This window comes from Arthrobacter sp. MYb221 (assembly GCF_002979835.1).
Lineage (GTDB): Bacteria > Actinomycetota > Actinomycetes > Actinomycetales > Micrococcaceae > Glutamicibacter.
On the sequence record NZ_PCPW01000004.1, the window covers coordinates 271,725 to 293,810 of the forward strand.

Consider the following 22,086-nt stretch of genomic DNA (forward strand, 5'->3'; position numbering starts at 1 on the left):
AACCCAGATACCCAACCAACGGAGATCAACATGAGAAACCAAACCCTTTCCTCCTGGGATGCCGCCGCAAATGCCCTGCGAATCGACGGGCGCGCCTTCATCGGCGGGCGGCGCCAGGAGGCCTCGTCGGGAATCCAGCGACTGACCACCAGCCCTATCGACAACCGTGAGCTGGCCTTGCTGAGCTCGTGCGGCCAAGAGGAGGTCGATTTGGCTGTTTCTGCCGCCCGGCGTTCATTCCCGGCGTGGTCGCGTTCGGGGGCGGAGAGCAGGAAGGCTGTGCTTCTGGCCTGGGCGGACCTCATGGAAGCGCAGGCCGAGGAATTGGCGCTGCTTGAGAGCCTCGACAGCGGCAAGCCGATCCTGCAGACCAGCACGGTGGACGTTCCCGGCGCCATCTCCACCCTGCGCTGGTATGCCGAGGCCATCGACAAGCAATCCGGGGAATTGCCTGCTGTTCCGCCGGGAGCCACGGCACTGGTGACGCGCGAGCCGCTGGGTGTGGTGGCGGCCATCGTGCCGTGGAACTATCCGCTGGAAATTGCCATGTGGAAGCTGGCGCCAGCGCTGGCAGCCGGGAACTCGGTGGTCTTGAAGCCCGCGGAGCAGACGTCGTTGAGTATCTTGCGTACCGCGGAGCTGGCGGCCGAAGCGGGGGTGCCCGATGGTGTGTTGAGCGTGCTTACCGGCTCTGGGCGAGAAGTGGGTTCGGCGCTAGCCCTGCACATGGATGTTGACGCCCTGGCCTTCACCGGCTCGACCGCCGTTTCGCGGACGCTGCTTGAAGCCTCGGGGCGGAGCAATCTCAAGCGTTTGAGCCTGGAGGCGGGTGGCAAAAGTTCCAATCTGATTTTTGCAGACACCGCCGATCTGGCGGCGGCCGCCGAGAAAGCTGCTTTCGGTGCTTTTTATAATCAGGGCCAGGTGTGTTCGGCAAATTCTCGGATTCTGGTCCAGCGGTCGGTCCATGATGAGTTCGCCGAGTTGCTCGAGCAGGCGACAAAAGCCTACCTGCCGGCCGATCCGCTGGCTGGGGTAGGCGGAAATGGGGCACTGATTTCAAGTGCGCACACGGATTCGGTCGAGGCGTGGATCGACCGCGGACGCAAAGAATCCGCAGTGCTTTTCGGCGGGCGCAGGTTGGAGATACGCGGGTCAAGCGCGTATTTGGAGCCGACGGTGCTAGGCGGACTGGATTCCGCGCATGACGTGCACCGGGAAGAGATTTTCGGGCCCGTGGCTGTGCTCCAATCCTTCGATACGGAAGCGGAAGCGATTGCCATGGCCAATGCCACCGATTATGGGCTGGCCGCTTCAGTGTGGACCGCCGATCTTGGGCGGGCGCACCGGGTAGCGGCGGAACTGGTGGCCGGTACGGTTTCCGTCAACACGGTTGACGCGCTGGGCAATACCACGCCGTTCGGAGGCTTTAAGCAGTCAGGGTTCGGGCGTGATCTTTCGCTGCACGCATTCGATAACTACACGGCCGCCAAGACCACCTGGATCCAATTCGGCTAAGCCTGTTCGTGCGGTAACCGCGACCGGAGAGGCTGCATCTATTATTCAGATGACCCGCATCGCACGAAACTTCTTTACGTGATGCGGGTCATAGCTTTAGCGTTGACCTAAGTTCACACCCCCGGTGCCGAGTTTGTTGCACTTTGCCGCTCCCAGTCAGGAATGCCATGAGTACTCACAACTACTCCCAGTTATTTGAAATTGAGCAGGAATCCATCGCGCCCATCCCTGAAAATGCCAGGCACGGCAAGGCAAAAGACCTGTTCACCATCTGGTTTGGCATGAACATGACGCCATTGACGGTAGTCACCGGCGCCACCGCCACGACGTTGCTGGGCCTTCCGCTGCTTGGCTCGCTTATTGCGATCCTGCTGGGCCACGCGCTGGGCGGTGTCGGCATGGCTTTGCACGCCGCGCAGGGACCGGTGCTAGGCGTACCTCAGATGCTGCAGGCACGCGGGCAGTTCGGTTCCAAAGGTGCCAGCCTGATCGTGGCAGTGGCAATCCTGATGTTCGTGGGCTACTTTTCGTCGAATCTCATTGTTTCTTCGGAATCGATTATGACGCTCCTGCCGGGCGCCAACAAGACGTTCTTGATTGTCGCCTGTGCAGCTTTAAGCTTTGTAATCGCCGCATTCGGCTACAACTTAGTTCGAAAGGTAACTCAGCTAGGCGCGGTCATCGTTGGCGGCCTAGTTGTGGTTTCCTTTATTGCCCTATTCCTGAACGGGGACTTTTGGGGCAACATATCCGCCGGAGCATTCACCTGGCCCGGGTTTTTCGCCATGCTGGCCATTGGCATCGTCTGGCAGCTGACTTACGCGCCGTACGTTTCGGACTATTCCCGCTATATGCCCGCCAGCTCGGGCACCAAGGGTGCGTTCTGGGGCACCTATCTCGGCTGCGTTATCTCCAGCGCGCTACTTATGGTGCTCGGCGCGGGCGTCGGACTGGCGGTCAATGGCGTCGATGCGATGGCGGGCCTGCATGGAATCCTGGGTCCGGTTTTGGGCGCGCTGGTCCTGATCGGTTTTGCCCTTGTTGCTGCGTCGGGAAACGCCGTGAACGCATATTGCAGCGCGCTGTGCGCCTTGACATTGGTCGAGACGTTCCGCACCGGCTGGCATCCGGGAGTCAAGGCCCGCCTGATGACTTCGACCATCCTGCATGTGCTCGGGGTCGGCTTGGCGGTGACGGCCGCCAGCAGTTTCGCTTCGTCCTACTTCAGTTTCCTGAGCGTACTGCTCTACGTGTTGATCCCATGGTCTGCCGTAAATCTGGTGGACTACTACATCATCCGCCATGGCTCCTACGCGGTCTCGGAATTCTACGCTGCGGACGGCGGACGCTACGGCGCATGGAATACCGGAGCGTTGCTGGTATTTGCCGTCGGAGTGGCGGCCCAGATCCCCTTTATGGCGACGGCCTTCTACACCGGCCCGCTAGCGGCAGCATTGAACGGCATCGATATCGCATGGTTTATCGGCTTGACCGTCAGCTCGGTCGTTTATGTGGCAGTAGCCCGTTTTGCTCCCGCTCTGGTGCGTTTGGACAACAACACCGAGCCCACCAACTCCCTCCGAAAGTAGGCAGTCATGACATACGCAGATCTGCTGTTCGCCAACGGACCGGTTTTGACAATGGACACCGCCAACCCCCGGAGCCATGCGCTGGCGGTGAAGGATGGACGGATCCTAGCGCTGGGCGATCGAGCCCTCGGTCTTCGCGGTCCCGGAACACAGGTCATAGACCTTTCCGGAAAAGCACTGCTCCCTGGCTTCCAGGACGCCCACGTGCACCCGCTCATGGGCGGGCTGCAGATGGTGGCTTGCGACCTTTCTGAAGTGCATTCATTGTCAGAGTACCGAAGGATCATCGCAAATTATGCCCGCACGCATGCGGAGCAAGACTGGGTTGAAGGCGCCGGCTGGTATGGAGACGTCTTCGACGGTGGATTCCCGCACCGGGACTTGCTCGACGAGCTAGTCCCGGACCGCCCCGCCTATTTTCTGAGTCATGACGGACACGGAGCGTGGGTCAATACCAGGGCCCTGGAATTGGCAGGGATCACCGATTCAACGCCTCACCCCGATGGGGGAATCATTGCCAGGGAAGAAAACGGCCGTGCGACCGGCATGCTCATTGAACACGCCGCCGACTTGGTGTCCAGAATGCTCCCGGCGCCGGATAAATCGCATATTAGAAATGCCTTGCTAGAGGCGCAGAAGTTCATGCATTCCAAGGGGATCACCGCTTGGCAGGATGCCGCGGTGGGAGAGGCCCTCGGTTCCCCGGATGCTTTTGAGCACTATCTGGCATTGGACGAACAAGGACTTCTGACCGCGACCGTGACCGGGGCGCTTTGGTGGCATCGCGAACAAGGACTGGAACAACTTGAGTTGTTCCGGGACCGGCGTTCCCGAGCTCGGGGCAGGTTCCGGGCATCGGCGGTCAAACTCATGCTGGATGGAGTGTGTGAAAATCTGACGGCCGCGATGACGCGTCCCTACGTGGGGCACCCGCAGCAGCGGGGAATGACGTTGATCGAGCCCGAAGTGCTGTGCGACATCACCCGATCGCTGGATGCCGAAGGGTTTGATCTGCATCTTCATGCGGTGGGCGACCAGGCGGTTCGGGACAGCCTTTCGGCGTTGGAACTGCAGGCTAGGACGGGGTGGGATCCACGGCACCAGATAGCGCATCTGGATATCATCGACGCGGGCGACATTGCGCAGTTCTCCCGGGTTGGGGCCATCGCCAATATCCAGCCGTTGTGGGCCCGGCAGGACCCGGTGCTGACGGAGACAAAACTTCCCTATCTCGATTCAGCCCACCAAAGCATGCACTTTGCCTTCCAATCCCTTCACGAGGCGGGCGTGCCGCTGGCTATGGGCAGCGACTGGCCTGTTTCGAGCCCTGATCCGATGTGGGGAGTCCATTCGGCGGTGAATCGTACGGCACCACCAGCCGATCCACATGCCAAAGATGAACGATCGCAAAACAGCCCCCTGCTCGGCCACGAAGCTATTGCCCTGGATGCGGCCTTGCATGCGGCAACCGCCGGAGCTGCATTTGCCAACAGGCTTGATCAGGATCGTGGAACGCTCCGCGAGGGCATGATCGCCGATCTTGCCGTCCTGGAGGCTGACCCCTATGCCGTGCCCGCCCGCGCTCTCGGCGATTTAGCGGTTGAACGAACGTATGTGGATGGGGTGCTGATCTTCCATCGGGCAACTAGCGAATAAATTCTTAATCCAGTTTTTGATGTTTTTCAAACTAGCGGCAACGCAGATCTAGAACCAATTCCTAGATCGTGTCATTTCTCGGTCCCAGCGACCGCAAATTCCACAATCAGTTACGACAGAGGACTGAGCATGAAAAATTCCGAATCGTCCACGTTTCTTGCACAGGAGCAGAGCAAGCATCTGCAAAAATCCCTAGGCAGAATGGACATTCTCCTGCTGGTGGTTGCAGCAGTTATCTCCATTGAAGTCTTGGGCCAGGTCTCCGGTTTTGGAGGTGAGACGTTTACCTGGACGTTGGTTCTCGCTATTACCTTCATGATTCCCTACGGGCTGATCTTTGCGGAGACTGGCGGTGCCTTCACCGAGGAGGGTGGCGTTTATGTCTGGACGAAGATGGCCTTTGGCCGAGTAGTTGCGGCCATCGCTTCCCTCTTCACTTGGGTGACTCAGCCGGTATGGGTTGGCGGTGCGATGGCATTCGTTGCCGTGGAAACCTGGTCGGAGTACGTGGGGCACATTGAGGCTGGTGGGGTGGGCGATTATCTATTCAAGCTCGGGTTCATCTGGATCACGGTCACCTCGGCGGTTATCAGCCTCAAGCATGGCAAATGGCTGCCATCGCTTGGAGCGATACTCAAGATCCTCTTCCTTTTCTGCTTCTTGGTGGTAACCGCAATCTATGGATTCAAGAATGGATTTAACGGTCTGAACCTGGGGTTCTTCTCGCCGACGATGGCCGGCTTCCTCGGGGTCACCCCCTTGCTGCTTTTCTCGTTCCTTGGCTTTGAATCGGGGAACAGCGCCGCAGGGGAGATGAAAAATCCTGCCAAGGATGTTCCGGTCTCTATCGCCCGCACATCCATGCTCGCAGCCGCGAGTTACTTGTTACCTGTCTTAGCTATTTTGCTGGTCGTTCCGCTGGACGAAATTACCGGTATCGGCGGACTCTTCGGGGCAATTGCGACGGTCTTCACGGTGTTCGGACCGGCCGCCGATGCCATGCTCGCGTTGTTTGCCATCGTATTCTGCTTTGTCCTGGTTTCGCAGGGCGCCGCCTGGATGATCATCAGCGACCGCATGCAGGCCATGGCTGCTGCGGATGGGTCGTTCTTCGGTGGATTCTTCGGGCACTTCAATCCAAAACTCGGTACTCCAATCCGAGTTAATACTCTTTCGGGTGTAGTCGCTACCATCTTCATGCTTGCCGCAATGCAGATGTCAGGATCAAACGGGGCGATGTTCGGAGTGGTCCTGACCATCTCGATTTCGACGTTCCTCCTGAGCTATTTGATTGCGATTCCCGCCGTGGTGATGCTCCGGTTCAAGTACCCCTCGGTAGTACGCCCCTTTAGAGTTCCAGTTTCAAACTCAACGTTTGCGGTGCTCGGGGGTATCTGTTTCGCATGGATCCTCATCGGTTCCTGGATCGCCGTATTCCCAGGCAGCCTGGAATATGCCTTTGGCATGGACTATGACTTCGAAGCGATCTGGGGTCTTTCATGGAGCCAGTTTGAGTCGTTTGCGCTAGGCACCTTGGCCAGCATCCTCGCGCTGGGCATCGTCGGATATATTCTCGGCAGAAAAGTCCGCGAAGAAGAGCGAACCGAGGTGGACGCAATGGCGCCTCCGAAAGTTTCCGTTTCTCATAAATAAGCATCCATTGCTATCTACGAGGCCGCCCGAGCAAGGGTGAATGAAAAATCATTCACCCTTGCTCGGGCACCAAGTACGTGGGTGGTTCTCCGGTTGCCAAGACCTTCTATCGGTGGACTCCTAGTTCCCGGAGGTTCTCAGCTGAGGCAACGGGTTGATCGTCGGCTGCTGGAGCAGCTCGAAACCCCCAGTGCAGGTTGCGTTGCCGAGCTAGCCGAGGCCTTGGCGAACTACGCCGAATCGTGAATTCCAATGAGCCAGTTCCCCTGAATAATCACCGAAAGTCCACCTCGCGTTTAACCTGAATCCGTGGGTATCGGGCATGATTGGAGGCATGGAGAATACTGCAGCCCCGGCCTGGGTCGCCAACTATCAGCCAGGCGTCCCTGCCGAAATCAAGCTTCCTACCGAGTCGCTGAGCCATATGTTCGAGCGTTCGGTCCGCGAGGCCGGCGAGAGCCCGGCCACCGAATTCTTCGGTCGACGGATGAGCTACCTCGAATTGGGCCGACAAGTCGAGAAGGCCGCCGAGGGGCTGCGTCAGCTGGGTGTGAAGCCCGGAGATCGGGTTGCGCTGGTCCTGCCCAATTGCCCGCAGCACGTCGTCGCGTTCTACGCGGTGCTTCGGCTGGGCGCGGTGGTTGTGGAGCACAACCCGCTGTACACCTCGCGCGAACTGCGCCACCAGTTCGAAGACCACCAGGCGCGGGTGGTGATCGCCTGGGACAAGGTCGTGCCGAACCTGCAGCAGTTCCCCAAAGACGTGCGGATCGATACGATCGTCGCCGTCAATCTGCTCGAAGCATTCCCTGCGGTCAAGCGCCTGGCGCTGAACCTGCCGGTGAAAAAGCTGCGCGAAACCAAGGACTCGCTGACCGCCTCCACGGCAGGCACCATGGCATGGAAGCAATTGCTGAAATCCGGGCGATTAAATCCGGCACATCGATACCCCGAGGTTCAGGATCTGGCGGTCATCCAATACACCTCGGGAACCACCGGGCATCCAAAGGGCGCAATGCTTACCCACTACAACCTGTATGCCAACGCGTTGCAGGGCGAAGCCTGGATGGAAGGCGCCGAAGAGCGCAAGGAAATCCTGTATGCAATCCTGCCGATGTTCCATGCATTCGGAATGACCTTGTATCTGACCTTCGGGGTGAAAAAGCAGGGGCTGCTGGTGCTCTTCCCGAAGTTTGAACCGCAGATGATCCTGGATGCGTGGAAGAAGTCCCCGGCCACCGTGTACTGCGCGGTCCCACCGATCTACGAGCGCACCGCCATGGCAGCCAAAGAGCAGGGCATTTCGCTGCGTTCGGCCAAGTACTGCATCTCGGGTGCGATGAATCTGCCTGACCACGTGGTGGAGCTATGGGAGTCGATGTCCGGCGGACTGCTGGTCGAAGGCTACGGGATGACCGAATCCTCACCGGTGGCCTTGGGCAACCCGTTCCACCCTTCGCGTCGAAACGGCACCATCGGGGTGCCATTTCCTTCGACGCTGATGAAGGTTGTGGATGTGGATGAACCTGGCCGTGAGGTTGCCCAGGGCGAAGCGGGCGAGCTGCTGATCAAGGGGCCCCAGGTGTTCCGTGGATACTGGAATAACCCGGAGGAGACCGCGAAAACACTTACCGAGGATGGCTGGCTGCACACCGGCGACGTAGTCACCGTCGACCAGGACGGGTTTACCCAGATCGTTGACCGCGCCAAGGAGCTGATCATTACCGGCGGCTTTAATGTCTCGCCCAGCGAGGTGGAGAACGCGCTGCGCCAGCATCCTGCTATCGCCGACGCCGCGGTGTTCGGCAAGGCGCTGGAACGCGGCGGCGAAATGGTGGTCGCCGCGGTACAACTCGACGAGGGGGCAACCCTGGACGAGGCCGACCTGCGCGAACACTGCCGCACCTTGCTGGCGGCCTACAAGGTGCCCAAGCGCATCGTTGCCATCGAGGAAATGCCCCGCTCGATGCTGGGCAAGGTGTTGCGCAAGCAGGTCCGCGAACAGTTCGGTGAAGGGCTCTAGCCCGAACGATACGGTTCGAACCGGCAATGCCGCGGTTGCTAACGCAGCCGCGGCATTGCTGTCAGCAGCGAGCGGGTGTACTCGTGCTGCGGGTCGCCGAACACGTCGGCGGTAGCGCCCTGCTCGACGATGCTTCCCCGGTACATCACCGCTACGGTATCGCTCATATGCTCGATGACCGACAGATCGTGGCTGATGAACAGGTAGCTGGTTCCGGTCTCTTGCTGCAGCCGGTCCAGCAGATCCAAGACGGTCGCCTGAATTGAAACATCCAGGGCCGAGACCGGTTCATCCAAGACGAGCACCTTAGGTCTCGGTGCCAGTGCACGGGCGATCGCCAAGCGTTGGCGCTGCCCGCCGGAAAGCTCGCGCGGATTGCGCGAGCCCAGCGCCGGATCCAGTTCCACCTGTTCAAGGAGTCGGGAGACTTGGGTCCGGTAGCTCGCCCCGCGTTTGCTGCGACCGGCGGAGAGCGCATCGGTGAGCAACTGGCCCACGCTATAGCGTGGGTCGAAAGAACCCAGCGGGTTCTGGTAGATCGCCCCGATGTTTTCGCGCAGGTTTCGGCGCTGGGCTTCGCGTTGCGGTGCAAAATGCTCGCCAAAGAGCCGCACCGAGCCGGTATCCGGACGTTCCAAGCCGAGCACCAGGCGGGCGGTGGTGGTCTTGCCCGACCCGGATTCGCCGACCAGGCCCAGCGTCTGTCCTTGCTGAACGACGAAACCGGCCCCCTGCACCGCGGCATGTTTGCCGAAGCTTTTGGACAGGTCCTCCACCACCAGAGCCGGCATCCGAGCAGGCTTCGCCGGTTCTTGTGCCACGACAGCCGCCTTCGGGGGAGCGAGGCTCAAGGGCTGAAAGCGGGGCACCCCGGACGGGATTGCACGTAAAAGAGTGCGCGTGTACTCGTGCTGCGGGCGGTTCAGCACCTGGTCGGTGTCGCCGGCCTCGACGATCTTTCCGGCACGCATCACCGCGATCCGATCCGCCAGCTGGGCAACCTGTGCCAGATCGTGGCTGATCATCAGCACCGCCCGGCCCGCATTCTTGAGCGCCCGGAGTTGTTCGAGCACCAGGGCGGTCAGCCTGGAGTCCAAGGCGGTGGTCGCCTCATCGGCGATCACAACTTGCGGTTCCCCGATCATCGCCTGGGCAATGAGCACGCGTTGGCGCATGCCGCCGGATAATTGGGAGCTGCGCTGCTTCATCCGCCACGCAGGTTCGGGCAGATCCACCGCTTCCAAGGCCTCGCGGACCTTCTCCGTGCGTTCGGGCTTGGACAGCGAGCTGTGTTCCTTCAGCACGTCGGCGATTTCGCGGCCCACCGGGCGCAAAGGATCCAAAGCCATGAGCGCATCTTGCAGAATCATCGCCACGGAATTTCCGCGCATCTGCTGCCAGGCCCGCTCGCTCATCGCGGTGGCGTCCTGCCCCAAGACCGAGAATTTCTCGGCGCTGACCTTGCCGCCGGACAGGCCCAGCAGGCTACGGGCGGTGACGGACTTCCCGGACCCGGATTCACCTACCAGCGCCAGGCATTCGCCGGCGGACAGCTCGAAGGACACCGAGTCCACCGCGAGCTGCCCGGCGAAGCCCACCGAGAGGTTCTCGACTTCTAATAGAGGACTCATGCGGCGTTGACCTTTCCGCCCAGCGAACGCCCGATCAGTGTGGCCCCGGCCGCGACCACCACGATCGCCAAGCCAGGGAAGAAGCTCAGCCACCAGGCCAGATGCAGATAGGTGCGCCCGGCCGAGAGCATGGCACCCCATTCGGGAGCCGGTGGCGGGGTGCCCAGGCCGAGGAAGGACAGCGCGGCGGCCCAAATGACCGCCTGTCCAATGCCCAAGGTCACCAGCGCCAGCAAGGGGCGAAGGGCGTTGGGAACCAGGTGGTTTTGTACCTTCAGCCAGGTGCCGCGGCCGAGCACCGTGGCCGCTTCCAGCATTTCGGAGTTCTTCACAGAACGGATCTGGCTGCGCACCAAGCGGGCGTAGCCCGGCGCGGTGGAAAGGCCAACGGCAACGATTGCCGGCCCTACCCCGGGGCCGGTAAAGGCGATGATCAGCAGTGCCAGCAGCAGCGAGGGCACCGCGTAGAGGGCTTCGAGCACACGCAAGATCGCTCCATCGAGCCAGCGCGGGGCAAGCGCCGCGGCGGTACCCAGGACTAGGGCAATGCCCATGCCCAGGGCCGTGGCGGCCAGGCCGATATACAGCGAGTCACCGGCGCCATGGATGACGCGGGTGAACACGTCGCGTCCCGATTCGTCGGTCCCCATCGGGTGCGCCAGGCTTGGCGCGTGGAATGCCTGCGCGGGGTCAACCGCCAAGGGGTCGCCCGGGGCGATGAGCCCCGGCGCAAGCGCGGTTAGCAGCCAGAAGAGGATAAAGACGGTGCCTAGAATTTTGGCGGTTCGGCTCATGACTCGGCCCCCGCCGGGTCGATGAGGCGTTCGATGGCTTCGGTCAGCGCCATCACCACGATATACACGAGGGCGGAGAACAGCGCGATGCCGGTGACCATGGGAATATCGCGGGAGAGCACCGCCGAAAGCAGGGAACGCCCCAGCCCCGGCCGGGCAAAGATCGCTTCGACAACCACCGCTCCGGACAGCAAGGAGGAAAAGGCCCAGCCGGTCAACCCCAAGGCGGGCAACGCCGCGTGGCGCAATCCGTGGCGCCAGAACACCGTCAACCTGCTTTCGCCGCGGGTTCGGGCGGCCAGCGCGAACTGGCTTCCCAACGCGGTGGACAGCGAGTCGCGCATCAGCTGGGTGAGAAAACCTGCCAGCGGCAGCGCGAGGGTGAGCACCGGCAAGACCAGTCCCGCCCCGGTCCCGTTGTCCACCGCGGGGAACCAGCCGAGCATCGAGGAGAAAAGCATGATCAGCACCGCGCCGAGCCAGAAATGAGGCACGGCCGCGGCGATGATCTCCACCGCGTTGCCGACCCACTGGCCGACCCGGGTGGCTCGCATGGCCAGCATCGCAAAGATGAGCGACAGCAGCCAGGCCGCCGCCAATGAGATGAGTGCCAGCGTGATGGTCGGCGGCAGCACCTCGGCGATCACCTGCAGAACCGGGTCCTTCAGCGCATAGGAGGTCCCGAAATCCAGGCGGATCAGCTTGGCCAGAAACATGAGGTACTGGGTAATCAGCGGAAGATCCAAGCCGTACTCGCTGCGCGCGGCGGCCAGGGCCTCGGCCGAGGCCTGCGAGCCCGGGCCGCCCATAATCGCCTCGGCCGGGTCGCCGGGGATCAGCCGCACGCCGATGAAGATGGCGGTGGCCACCAGCCACAGCACCACCAGCGCGCCGCCAACCTTGCGACCCAACCAAGCGAGCATTTTCATCTCTGGATGTGTTCGTTGGCTACTTGTTCAGGAACACGTTGAAGTAGGTCGGGGAGGAGACCGCGGTGGTTTCACCCATGCCGTGCACGTTCTTCGAAAACAGGAAGTGGTTCTGCTGATCGTAGAGCGGGATCACGTAGTAGCCGTCCAAGACGATTTGCTGCGCCCGTTCGTAGAGTTCTGCACGTTTGGCTTCGTCGTTGGTCTGCTCGGCTTCCACCAGCAACCGGTCCAGCTGCGGGTTTTTGATCTGCGCGTTGTTTGCAAAGTAGCCGCTCGGCGCCGGGACGGTGGAATCCGAATGGAACAAGATGCGCAGCACGCTCGGACCGACCTTGGTATACGGCGCCGAAACGAGGTCGTACTCGTGTTTGGCCAGAGCGCCGTACCAGCTGGAGAGGTCGAGCAAGTCGATCTTAACCTCGATGCCAACATTCTTGGCGGCCGCCTGCATCTGCTCGAAGAGCGACTGCTCGGCCGGAACCGACTGGTTCGTGGATACCGGGAAGCTCAGGCTCAGGCGCTTGCCGTCCTTGAGCCGGTAGCCCTGTGCATCGCGTTCGGTCCAGCCTGCCTCGTCGAGGAGCTGGTTGGCCCGCTCAACATCGGTGCCGAATTTTTCTTCGGCCGAAATGCCCAGCGGCTCAACGCTTGAAAGCAGCGAGTAGCTGCGCTCGGCGGTATTGAAGTACAGCGCGTCGATTCCGGTGTTCACGTCGAGGGAACGGATGAACGCCTCGCGCACCGCGGCGTCGTCAAAAGGCGCCTTGGAGCTGTTGAGCTCCACCCGGTTCGAGGCACCCGGACGCGGCGCCGCGAGGTGGCCCAGCCCGCTATCGGCGGCGGTGGCGATGGTGTCAGGCTGCGGATTGTCGATCACGTCGACCTCGCCGGACTGCAGAGCTGCATAGCGGCTGGCTGCCTCCGGGATGAAGCGCCAGGTAATGCCGTCCAGGTGCGCGGTGGAGCCGGCACGCTCGGGGTCAGCTACCGGCGCGGCATAGTCTTCGTAGCGAACCAGATTGACGGCCTGCTGGCGGTCCCAGGACTCAACTTTGAAGGGGCCGGTGCCTGCCGGGGCGGCGCAGTTCGCCGCCTGGTCGCGCTTGAGCCCCTCGGGGGACTGGATTGCCGTCCACGGCATGGACAGCGACTCGAGCAGCGCGTTATCCGGGGCGGAGAGTTCCAGCTGCGCGGTCAACTCGTCGACAATCGTGATTTCGGTGACCTTGCCGACGGCAAGATAACCGGTGGAGGAAGCCGTATTCGGATCCTGCAGGTGCTCGATATTTGCCTTGATGGCTTCGGCGGTGAGCGGGGTGCCGTCGTGGAAGCTGATCCCCTCACGCAGCGTGATGGTGCGCGTCAACCCATCCTCGGAGACCTCGGACTTTTCGGCCAGCCACGGGATGATTTCGCCCTTGGCGTCCTTGCTGAACAGCGATTCCATGAACTGCGAGGCAACCAGCGCCTGCGGATAGTTTCCGCCCACATGCGGGTCCAAGCAGTTCGGCTCGGCATCACCCGATGCGTAAACCAGCGTCCCACCGGCGACGGGCTTCAGATCCTCCGTGGCCGAGGGGTCGGAGGTGGTGGAGCAGCCTGCGATGAGGGCTCCGGCCAGCGGGAGAGCTAATGCTCCGGTGAGCAGGCGGGTGGCGCGCTGTGTTCGTTGCATGAACGGTGAGTGACCTTTGAATAAGTGAGCGATGACGTACTCAACCTTAGTCAACCAAGGCCGAAAGGTCAGATCGTTTCCCTGCCAGAGGAAGCGAGAGCCGAGCCTTCGGCCTTGGCTGGCCGGGTGGCTGGCGTTTTACTTTTCGCTGGCGACGGTGAAGCGGCGGTTGTCGTGCACCGGGGTGTCGATTTCGTCGAGGATCGCTACGGCGAAGTCCTGGGTGGAAACGAAGTCGCCGGCAGGGGAGTTGGTGCCGAGGGTGTAGTTGCCGGTGCGGGTGCCCGGTGCGATCACCGGGGCAGGTGCGGCCATGGTCCAGGTAATCCCGGAGACCGAGGTCAACATGTCATACACGGCGCCACTGCTGAGGGCTTCGGCCTTGTATTCTTCGGGGAATCCGGGGGTGTCGTAGAGGCGGACTCCGTCGACTTCGGTAGCGCCGGCGCCGCCGACAACGATCAGACGTGCCGGGACGAGGGTTTCGGTGATCTCCTCGAAGGCGTCAAGGTATTCCTGGTGGTCGCCACCGGTGCGCGATGGCGGCACGGAGATCACGACGACGTCGTGGTTCTTTCCCAGATCGCGGTAGGCGGCGGTATCGTCGAGCTTGGCGGTGACCGCACTGGTGCCTTCGACGGTTTTGCCGCTGCTGCTGACGGCGGTGACCTCGTGGCCGCGGCTCAATGCTTCAGAGGTGATCTGGCTGCCGACCATTCCGGTGGCTCCGTAGACTGCAATCTTCATGATGGTCCTCTCGTAGTTGTGTTCTTCGTGTTTATAGTATCCTTTAGATACCGACTACTTCAAAGGAACTTGGTTACCAAATGGATAGCGCCCTCACCTACAACGTGCTTGCGCAAGATTGTCCCTCACGTGAAATTATGCAACGTTTGGGGGATAAATGGACCCCTTTAGTGATGCTTAACTTAGCCAGCGGGCCGCTACGTTTCTCCGCGTTACGCCAGCGGATCGGTGCGGTGACGCCCAAGGTGCTGACCAGCACGCTGCGCACCCTGGAGCGCGATGGCCTGGTGGCTCGCACCGTCACGGCGCAGGTGCCGGTCCGGGTGGACTATGAATTGACCGATCTGGGTTCCAGCCTGCTCGAACCCATGGACGCCATCCGCATCTGGTCCGAGGCGCACGCGGCCAAGGTGCTGGCCGCCCGAGAAATCTTTGACGACCGACTGTAGCTGGAAGGCTCTAGTGCTGTCGGAGTCCGGATAGAGCGTGGCTGATGGCTTGAGCGGCTGTCACGAGGATTTTTCCATACGGGGCGAATTTGTCTTCGGTAATTCTGCTCGTCGGCCCCGAAACGGAGATGCTTGCTACGGGGTGGCCAGCGGCATCGACGACTGCTGCGCCGAGGGAAGTGATGCCGTCACTGCGGCCTTCGACGTTGATCGAGAACCCGCGTTCTTGAATTCTAGTCAACTCTGTCAACACTTCGTGACTCTCGGTCAGGGTACTTGAAGTTCTCGCCTCAAGTGGTTGTGAAAGATAGTTGTCGACCACGTCGCGGGATGCTGCCGCTAGGTAGGCGAGGCCCGTCCCTGAAGCGTGCATGGGTAGTGCTGTGCCCAGGGCCAAGAACGCGCGCAAGGTATGCGAGGAATCCAATCTCTCGACGACGATCATATTTCTAGCGTCCGGTATACAGAGGTGAATTGTTTCGGACGTAGCGGTTTGCAGTTCATTTAGGTGATTGATCGACAGGTCGCGAATGCTGCCACGGATTCCCGTGCGAGCTGCGACCGCGTACGCGTGGAAGGTCAGTGACCATTGCGAAGCGGGCGGGGGGCTTTGCTCCAGCCACCCCAATTCCTTCAGTGTTGACAAGGAGCGCAATGCGGTCGCCTTGGAGAGGCCTAATTCCCTGGCTAGATCGGATAGACCGACTGGCTGGCTTGAAGAAACGCATTCGATTATTCGAATCGCGTTGGCGACGCTTTGTGTACTCATGGCACCAGTCTATCGACCCATTGACCAGCAAGCTCCCTGTGAGCTACGCTACACATGATCTTAATAATGAACCATCGGTTCACTTGGTGAACCGAGTGATTATGGTTGAAGGAGGTGCGCCATGGAGGCCCAAATCATTGCACTAGCGATCTTTTGTGGAATCTTTACCTTGGCGACGCTGCGCAAAGTTCACCTTGGCGTGATCATGTTTGCGGCAGCCGCAGGAGTAGGCATCTGGCTTGCTGATATGAAGCTTAGTGAGGTCGTTGACGGGTTCCCCGTTTCCATCTTGGTCCTCTTAGTGGGAGTGACGTACTTTTTTGCAATTGCCCAAGCCAACGGAACCGTGGACAAGATTATCGACCGGGCGGTGGCGCGGGTTGGGGACAGGTCTGCGATTCTCCCATTTGTGTTCTTCGCGATTACGGCCGGAATTTCCGCCATGGGTTCGCCCTTGGCCGGATTGGTAATGACTCCTGTCGGGATGCCGCTGGCGAAAAAGTATGGAATTGACCGGATGCTTATGGGCCTGGCAATCGGCTGCGGACTCAGTGCCGGTGGCTTCGCTCCAACGAGCTTGTTCGGCATCGTCACTTATGGAACCGCGCATGCGGTCGATATCGATTTGAATCCGCTGGTACTTTTCGCCGTGGCATTGGTCGCGAATCTGGTATTGCTCTGTGCTGCATTCCTCATGTTTGGTGGGCTCAAGCTCGTCCATGCTGACAAAGGAGCAGCGCTAGCACTCGAGGATCGAGCGCAGTTTTCAAAGACCGGGCAGCTTCCCAATCATCCTTACGAAAGTGAAGGGTACATAGCCCGCTCCCAGTTTACGACCCACAAAATTATGGAGCGGGAGGAACAGGGCGGAGTAGCGGCTGCAAGCGCCGTCTCATTATTCACGGGGACTCAGCGAATAACGATCGTGTGCATGGCCGGACTAATTGTCAGCGTCGTGTCGTTGGCCGTTGCTGGTCGAGATCCGGACATCGGTATTCTTTGCTTCGTTTTTGCAAGTGTGATGACACTGGTCGACCCGATCACTGGGAAAAGCGCGGTTGGAAAAATCGACTGGTCAACTGTGCCTCTGGTGGGCGGAATTATTACCTTCGTAGGTGTCCTGCAAAACATGGGTGCGGTGGATCTCTTGGGTGCGGCAGCCAGTCAAATCGGAACACCCCTTGTCGCAGCATTGTGTATCTGCATTATCGGTGGCTTGATCTCAGCCTTCGCTTCGACAACCGGCATGCTAGCTGCGCTAGTTCCTCTTGCCATTCCTCTGGTTTCCAACGGTGGCCTTGCCGGTTGGGCGGTTATCGCAGCGTTGGGTGTCTGCTCGTCCATCGTGGATGTATCGCCGTTTTCTACCGTAGGGGCGACTCTAGTTGCAACAGTCGACGAAGACGAACGGCCTCGCATGAACAAATTATTGACTCGCTGGGGCCTCTCAATGGTCGTCGTTGGGCCTCTTGCCCTAGTCGGAGCGCTGGTAGCTCCAACTATGTTTTAGATTTAGAAAGGACTAATGATGTTACCTTTGGAAGGCATTAAAATCGTTGACTTGAGCAGGGCTCTTGCTGGACCTTACTGCACGGCGATGCTCGCAGACTTTGGTGCTGAGGTGATCAAGGTTGAAAGCCTCGGATCCGGTGATCCTTCTAGGAACTGGCCTCCGTTTGATGCTGATGGTCGAAGCTTGTACTACGAATCGATCAACAGGAGCAAACGCTCTCTAACCATCGATTTCTACTCTGATAAGGGGCGCGAGATCCTTTCGCGGCTCATTCGCGAGGCCGACGTATTGGTGGAGAATTTCAAATTCGGAACCCTGTCTAAAATGGGATTTTCCGAGAACGAACTGGAATCACTAAATCCCGATCTGCTCCTAGTATCGATTAATGCATACGGATCAGAGGGACCGTTGCGTGATTTGCCGGGGCTCGACCAAGTAATACAGGGGGCCTCCGGAATTACTTCAGTCACCGGACCGCAAGGAGGATCGGGGTATAGAGTCGGGTTGCCAATTGTCGATATTACCTCGGGAATGAATGGTGCTTTCGCCGTTGTGACAGCCTTGTTGGGCAAGTCTCGCGGAATCCAGTCTTCGCGCGTGTCCACTTCGTTGCTGGAATCAGCACTGGGGCTATCTGTATTCCAAGGGCAACAAGCTCTGACCTTGGACGAGGCCCCTGAAGCCCAGGGCAATAGTCACCCCTCTATTGCGCCCTATGGAGCGTATGACACGGCAAGTGAACCAATAATCGTTGCGGTGTCGACCCCTAAGCATTGGAGCCGTTTCACAACGATTCTGGGGACAAAGGAGTGGCTATCGGATCCGCGTTTCGCAACTGGCGAAGCCCGGTCTCGGCACCGGGTGGAACTCGACGAACTAATCAAGGCGACGCTTTGCCGTAAAAAAGCCAATTACTGGATTGAAATGTTCCGTGAATCAGGTATACCCAGCGGTCCAATCAACGATTATCGCCAAGCGATTCGTTCCGAACAAGCAGGAGCTTTGGGCATGGTTCAGTGTGTGCCTCGGAAAGACGGGTCGGAAATTGAACTGATCCGGAGCCCCATGAGCATCGACGGCAAAACCCTGTGCATTCGGAATGCAGCACCGTCATTCGGGCAGCATTCTGTAGGTATCCTACAAGAACTCGGGATGGCTCCCGGCGAAATTGCCGAATTACATGCCCAAGGAGTGATCGGGATTGGACTAGATGCTGAAGAGGTACTAAATACTCTCTGCCCGGCGACAGAGGCAACCCCGCTTGCAACTATTGGGGAGTCACTCTGATGACTGGTCAGCAAGAATCCGCACATGCGGTCGGTTCGATCGAGTTGAAAAAGTCTAATGGGATAGCGACGGTTTCGATTGCTAACCCGAGGAAACGAAACGCATTGACCCAAAGCATGTGCATTGGAATTGCAGATGCGATGAGTGCGCTGGACCGCGACCCGGAAGTTGTCGTCATCGCGTTGAAGGGCAGCGGCTCTGATTTTTCAGCTGGCGCCGCATTGCAAGATCTGGAACAGGTTCTCTTTTCTGCTTCAGCCAATGAGGGGACCGTGGATTACCTGAGCCGTGCCGATGAAGCCATTGGAACTGTGCGCAAGCCAACGATTGCAGTGGTGGAAGGCATCTGCATGGGAGGTGGGTGGCAGATCGCCAGTGCTTGCGACATGGTTCTTGCCTCCTCCAATGCTCGTATTGCAATAACTCCTTCTAAGCTTGGGATCTTGTATCCGCGTGCCGGAGTCGAACGGTTGGTGAGAAGAGTCGGGGCCGACCGTGCCAAGTACTTACTGTTTACGGCCAACGAAGTAACTCCGGAGCTGGCCGAGCGCTGGGGGTTAGTGACTGAACTTATCCCTGCATCGGCATTTGCTGAGACTGTAGAAGCGCGACTTGGAACTGTTGCCAAGCGCTCCCAATTCTCGATCGTGAATATTAAAAAACTCATTGATCAACCAGCGGGTCCTAATCGGGAACGAACCTGGAATGCAGCCTGGCAAGAATTCCAAGGGCATGATGATCTGGCAGTTGGAAGGGCCGCATTCAAATCCGGGTACCGGCCCGAGTTTCTCTGGCGGGTCAGCGACTAGCAACACCTGTTGGTCGAACCCGCTCGTGTCTGTGAATTAACTTGACTCGGCTGAACCGGCCCAGAGGGCGTGGTTAGAGCGATCCAAAAAGTCAGAAGCCCTTCAATTTGCGGCTTGGGGAATTTTGGAAATCGGTGGCGACAGAGCACCATTGCTTTGGATCTCAAATGCAGGCCAGAGCGGACTATGAGCTGACGAATTTGGGCCGTAGTCTGCTCGAACCCATGGATGCCATTCGCATCTGGTCCGAGGCGCACGCGGCCAAGGTGCTGGCCGCACGAGAAATCTTTGACGATAAATAAGCCTCCTGCCGAGGCAAATTCAGCTGTTCGATTAGTTCCTTGATCGCGGCGGATATCCCACGAACAATGAGTGCGAAGAGCTCGATTCGCCGTGGCGCGAAGCGCCGCACTGTGGGAAGGAAGATCCATGACCAACCAGGCAGTATCCAGCCGACCAAATTTCCTTGACCAGCTTCCGGCGCAATTATTCATCGCCGGGCAATGGCGCGATGGGCGCAGTTCTTCCGTTCTGGTCACCCGCAACCCGTTCGACGACGCGGTGCTGGCAGAAATCCGCCAGGCTTCCATCGAGGATGTGGACGAGGCTTATTCGAGCGCAGCTCAGGCCCAACGCGATTGGGCTGCGCTCATTCCGGCCAAACGTGCTGCGGTCCTCACCAAGGCTGCGGACTATCTGCAAGCCAACTACGATGACCTGGTTGCGCTGCTAGTGGCCGAATCCGGTTCATCGGTGCTCAAGGCCAACGTGGAGGTATCTGGCACGATCTCCGCAACGCGTGAGGCCGCCACCTTCCCGACTCGGGTGCACGGCCAGATCCTGCCGTCGAACAGTGCGGGTAAGGAAAACCGTGTTTACCGCGAACCGGTGGGCGTAGTGGGCGTGATTAGCCCGTGGAACTTCCCGATGCTGCTTTCCCAGCGCTCGGTGGCCCCTGCCCTGGCGCTAGGCAACTCGGTGGTGCTCAAGCCGGCCAGCGACACACCGCTGGTTGGCGCGCTGGTGCTGGCCAAGGCCTTCGAAGCAGCCGGGATCCCCCGGGGCGTGTTCAGCGTGGTTGTTGGTTCAGGCACCGAAATTGGGGACCACTTTGTGGCGCACAGCGTTCCTTCGTTGATTTCCTTCACTGGGTCCACCCCGGTGGGGAAAAACGTCGGCAAGCTCGCCGTTTCGGGCAAGCATATGAAGCGGGTCGCGCTGGAACTTGGCGGCAACGCACCATTTGTGGTGCTCGCCGACGCCAACCTCGAACAAGCGGTCCGCGCCGCTGCCATGGGCAAGTTCCTGCATCAGGGGCAGATCTGCATGGCAATCAACCGAATTATCGTTCAAGCCCCGGTCTATGACCAGTTCGTCGAGCAGTTCGCCGCCCATGCAGCAACCATCAAGTACGGTGATGCGGCGGAGCCCGCAAATGTGGTGGGCCCAATTATTAACGACGCGCAGCTGGCAAGCGTGCAGGGAAAGATCGCGCAGGCTCGAAACGAGGGAGCCCGCGAGGTGCTCTCCGGCGAGGTCGTAGGCAGAGTGGTGCCGCCGCATGTTTTCGCCGATGTCACCAGTGAGATGGAACTGTTCCGTGAGGAGATCTTCGGCCCGGTGGTTGGCATCACTAGGGCCGAAGATGAGGCGCATGCGCTCGAACTGGCAAATGACACCGAATTCGGATTATCCAGCGCGGTATTCACCACCGATATTGAGAAGGGTGTGCGCTTTGCCCGCGGGATCAAGGCGGGAATGACCCACATCAATGACATCACCGTGAATGATGAACCACATGTGATGTTCGGTGGGGAGAAGAACTCCGGATCGGGCCGCTTTAACGGTGAGTGGGCTATCGAGGAATTCACCACCGACCATTGGGTCGGAGTGCAGAGCACCGATAAGCAGTACCCATTCTAGGGATTGCCAAGGATCCTTCGAATGGCCAAGGGTCCCCGGAGCGGTGGTTCGTGCGCTCCGGGGCCTCGATGAGCAGGCACATGTGCTCTGCAAGGAATGCGGTAGTCATTAACGGAGTGTGAGAACTCCCGCGGGAGTTTGTGGAGCCCGAACTCCTGCCCCGTCGCCAGGGGTTCGGGCAGCGGTACTGCGCCAGCCAAGGGGTACCGGGCCAGGCGCGGCTAGCTTGTGCGTTCCTTCTTGGAATCCGCGGCCGGTGGCATGCGCTGGGGCCGGACCGTGACGATGGGCGTTTGCGAGCTCATGGCGGCTTCAACGGTTTCAAGCGCCGCAAGGTTGCGCAGGGTTGTGCGGGTGGGGGTCATCAAGCCCACTTCGCCGCGCTCGTAGGCGGAGAACAGCTTGGCGGGCTGGACCCATTCGGAGTTTGAGGCCTCGGTGGTCTGGTGCATGGGTGCTTGTCCAGGCTGCACCTGGGCCACGTAGAAAAAGGTGTCGAAGCGTTTGGGATTATCCGGCGGCGTGATCCAGTTCGCCCACGGACGCAGCTGGCTCACGTCCAAACGCGCGCCGGTCTCTTCGAAGATCTCGCGGCGGGCGGCGGCCAGCAGGGTTGCCGCCTCGAGGATGGCCTGCTCTTCGCCGTCTTCCCAGATGGAGGAATCCTCCCAAAGCCGTGCGTGCTCGATGGCCAGCGCTTGCGGGATATTCCCCGATTGCGCCTCGGCCAGATCTTGAGCATCGACCCGACCACCGGGATAGACAACCATGCCGGCGGCGAAGTCCATGGTGGAAACCCGGTGTTGGACGAACACTTCCAAGCCTTCGTTTCCCTCGCGAATCATCAGGACGCTTGCGGCACGTCGCGGCGTCACCGGCTGCTTATTCGGGTCAGTAGAGGCGGAATCCATAAGTCCAAGTATGGCCGAGAACCGAAACGGAACCGCGCACTGTGACGATTGGGTGTTCCCCGGGACTGCCGAGAGCGGCGCGAAAGGTTTTCTTGACGCGGTGGCCATACCTCGCATTACGAGAGTGAATCTCGGGGTAATTTCCCGCTGCTGCCATCCAAAATCCTTCGCCATGGCTGTAGTGTGAGTCACAAGTAGCGGTGGTCA

Annotated in this window: 18 protein-coding genes; 11 read left to right on the forward strand and 7 right to left on the reverse strand. The window is 59.8% G+C overall.

Annotation, left to right across the window (positions count from 1 at the left end):
- The first annotated feature begins 30 nt into the window (after positions 1 to 30).
- The 5 genes from CQ015_RS07450 (at position 31) to CQ015_RS07470 (ending at position 8,439) form a co-directional block, all read left to right on the forward strand.
- Positions 31 to 1,518, forward strand: coding sequence for an aldehyde dehydrogenase family protein (locus CQ015_RS07450; RefSeq protein ID WP_105649741.1), 1,488 nt, complete (start codon positions 31 to 33; stop codon positions 1,516 to 1,518).
- Positions 1,519 to 1,685: 167 nt separating this feature from the next.
- Complete coding sequence (locus CQ015_RS07455) at positions 1,686 to 3,107, forward strand: cytosine permease (protein ID WP_105552818.1); 1,422 nt, start codon at positions 1,686 to 1,688, stop codon at positions 3,105 to 3,107.
- Positions 3,108 to 3,113: 6 nt separating this feature from the next.
- Positions 3,114 to 4,763 (forward strand): amidohydrolase, encoded by a 1,650-nt coding sequence (locus tag CQ015_RS07460; RefSeq protein WP_105649742.1) that lies wholly within the window; start codon positions 3,114 to 3,116, stop codon positions 4,761 to 4,763.
- Positions 4,764 to 4,892: 129 nt separating this feature from the next.
- Positions 4,893 to 6,416: an APC family permease gene (locus CQ015_RS07465; protein WP_105649743.1), complete on the forward strand. Its 1,524-nt coding sequence runs from the start codon at positions 4,893 to 4,895 to the stop codon at positions 6,414 to 6,416.
- A 334-nt stretch (positions 6,417 to 6,750) separates the two neighbouring features.
- A complete protein-coding gene (locus CQ015_RS07470; protein ID WP_105649744.1) occupies positions 6,751 to 8,439 on the forward strand; it encodes a long-chain-fatty-acid--CoA ligase in 1,689 nt (562 codons plus the stop codon).
- Between the two features lie 38 nt (positions 8,440 to 8,477).
- Here the strand turns inward: CQ015_RS07470 and CQ015_RS07475 are convergent, their stop codons facing one another.
- The 5 genes from CQ015_RS07475 to CQ015_RS07495 form a co-directional block, all read right to left on the reverse strand.
- Positions 8,478 to 10,070 carry an ABC transporter ATP-binding protein gene (locus CQ015_RS07475; RefSeq protein WP_105649745.1) on the reverse strand — a complete coding sequence of 531 codons (1,593 nt, stop codon included), beginning with the start codon at positions 10,068 to 10,070 and terminating at the stop codon, positions 8,478 to 8,480.
- Entirely contained in the window at positions 10,067 to 10,864 is a 798-nt protein-coding gene (locus CQ015_RS07480; RefSeq protein WP_105552823.1) for an ABC transporter permease, read from the reverse strand. Before CQ015_RS07480 ends, CQ015_RS07475 begins: the two co-directional genes overlap by 4 nt.
- Positions 10,861 to 11,793, reverse strand: a complete 933-nt coding sequence (locus CQ015_RS07485; protein ID WP_105649746.1) for an ABC transporter permease — start codon at positions 11,791 to 11,793, stop codon at positions 10,861 to 10,863. The genes CQ015_RS07480 and CQ015_RS07485 overlap by 4 nt, the downstream gene beginning before the upstream one ends.
- 19 nt (positions 11,794 to 11,812) lie before the next feature.
- Entirely contained in the window at positions 11,813 to 13,471 is a 1,659-nt protein-coding gene (locus tag CQ015_RS07490; RefSeq protein WP_105649747.1) for an ABC transporter substrate-binding protein, read from the reverse strand.
- Positions 13,472 to 13,609: 138 nt separating this feature from the next.
- Entirely contained in the window at positions 13,610 to 14,218 is a 609-nt protein-coding gene (locus CQ015_RS07495; RefSeq protein WP_105552826.1) for an NAD(P)-dependent oxidoreductase, read from the reverse strand.
- 137 nt (positions 14,219 to 14,355) lie between these two features.
- On the opposite strand from CQ015_RS07495, the gene CQ015_RS07500 reads away from it, so the two are divergent.
- Positions 14,356 to 14,667, forward strand: a complete 312-nt coding sequence (locus CQ015_RS07500; RefSeq protein WP_308727279.1) for a helix-turn-helix domain-containing protein — start codon at positions 14,356 to 14,358, stop codon at positions 14,665 to 14,667.
- Positions 14,668 to 14,677: 10 nt separating this feature from the next.
- Here the strand turns inward: CQ015_RS07500 and CQ015_RS07505 are convergent, their stop codons facing one another.
- Positions 14,678 to 15,436 carry an IclR family transcriptional regulator gene (locus tag CQ015_RS07505; protein WP_105649749.1) on the reverse strand — a complete coding sequence of 253 codons (759 nt, stop codon included), beginning with the start codon at positions 15,434 to 15,436 and terminating at the stop codon, positions 14,678 to 14,680.
- Positions 15,437 to 15,557: 121 nt separating this feature from the next.
- Between CQ015_RS07505 and CQ015_RS07510 the strand changes: the two genes are divergently transcribed.
- The 5 genes from CQ015_RS07510 (at position 15,558) to CQ015_RS07525 (ending at position 20,968) form a co-directional block, all read left to right on the forward strand.
- Positions 15,558 to 16,946, forward strand: a complete 1,389-nt coding sequence (locus tag CQ015_RS07510) for an SLC13 family permease (RefSeq protein WP_105649750.1) — start codon at positions 15,558 to 15,560, stop codon at positions 16,944 to 16,946.
- A gap of 15 nt (positions 16,947 to 16,961) precedes the next feature.
- Entirely contained in the window at positions 16,962 to 18,236 is a 1,275-nt protein-coding gene (locus tag CQ015_RS07515) for a CaiB/BaiF CoA-transferase family protein (RefSeq protein ID WP_105649751.1), read from the forward strand.
- Positions 18,236 to 19,045: an enoyl-CoA hydratase/isomerase family protein gene (locus tag CQ015_RS07520; protein WP_105649752.1), complete on the forward strand. Its 810-nt coding sequence runs from the start codon at positions 18,236 to 18,238 to the stop codon at positions 19,043 to 19,045. Before CQ015_RS07515 ends, CQ015_RS07520 begins: the two co-directional genes overlap by 1 nt.
- A 167-nt stretch (positions 19,046 to 19,212) precedes the next feature.
- Complete coding sequence (locus tag CQ015_RS19300) at positions 19,213 to 19,347, forward strand: hypothetical protein (protein WP_258138025.1); 135 nt, start codon at positions 19,213 to 19,215, stop codon at positions 19,345 to 19,347.
- 127 nt (positions 19,348 to 19,474) lie between these two features.
- Positions 19,475 to 20,968, forward strand: a complete 1,494-nt coding sequence (locus CQ015_RS07525; protein WP_105649753.1) for an aldehyde dehydrogenase family protein — start codon at positions 19,475 to 19,477, stop codon at positions 20,966 to 20,968.
- 221 nt (positions 20,969 to 21,189) lie between these two features.
- Here the strand turns inward: CQ015_RS07525 and CQ015_RS07530 are convergent, their stop codons facing one another.
- Positions 21,190 to 21,879: an NUDIX hydrolase gene (locus CQ015_RS07530; protein ID WP_105649754.1), complete on the reverse strand. Its 690-nt coding sequence runs from the start codon at positions 21,877 to 21,879 to the stop codon at positions 21,190 to 21,192.
- Positions 21,880 to 22,086 lie beyond the last annotated feature (207 nt).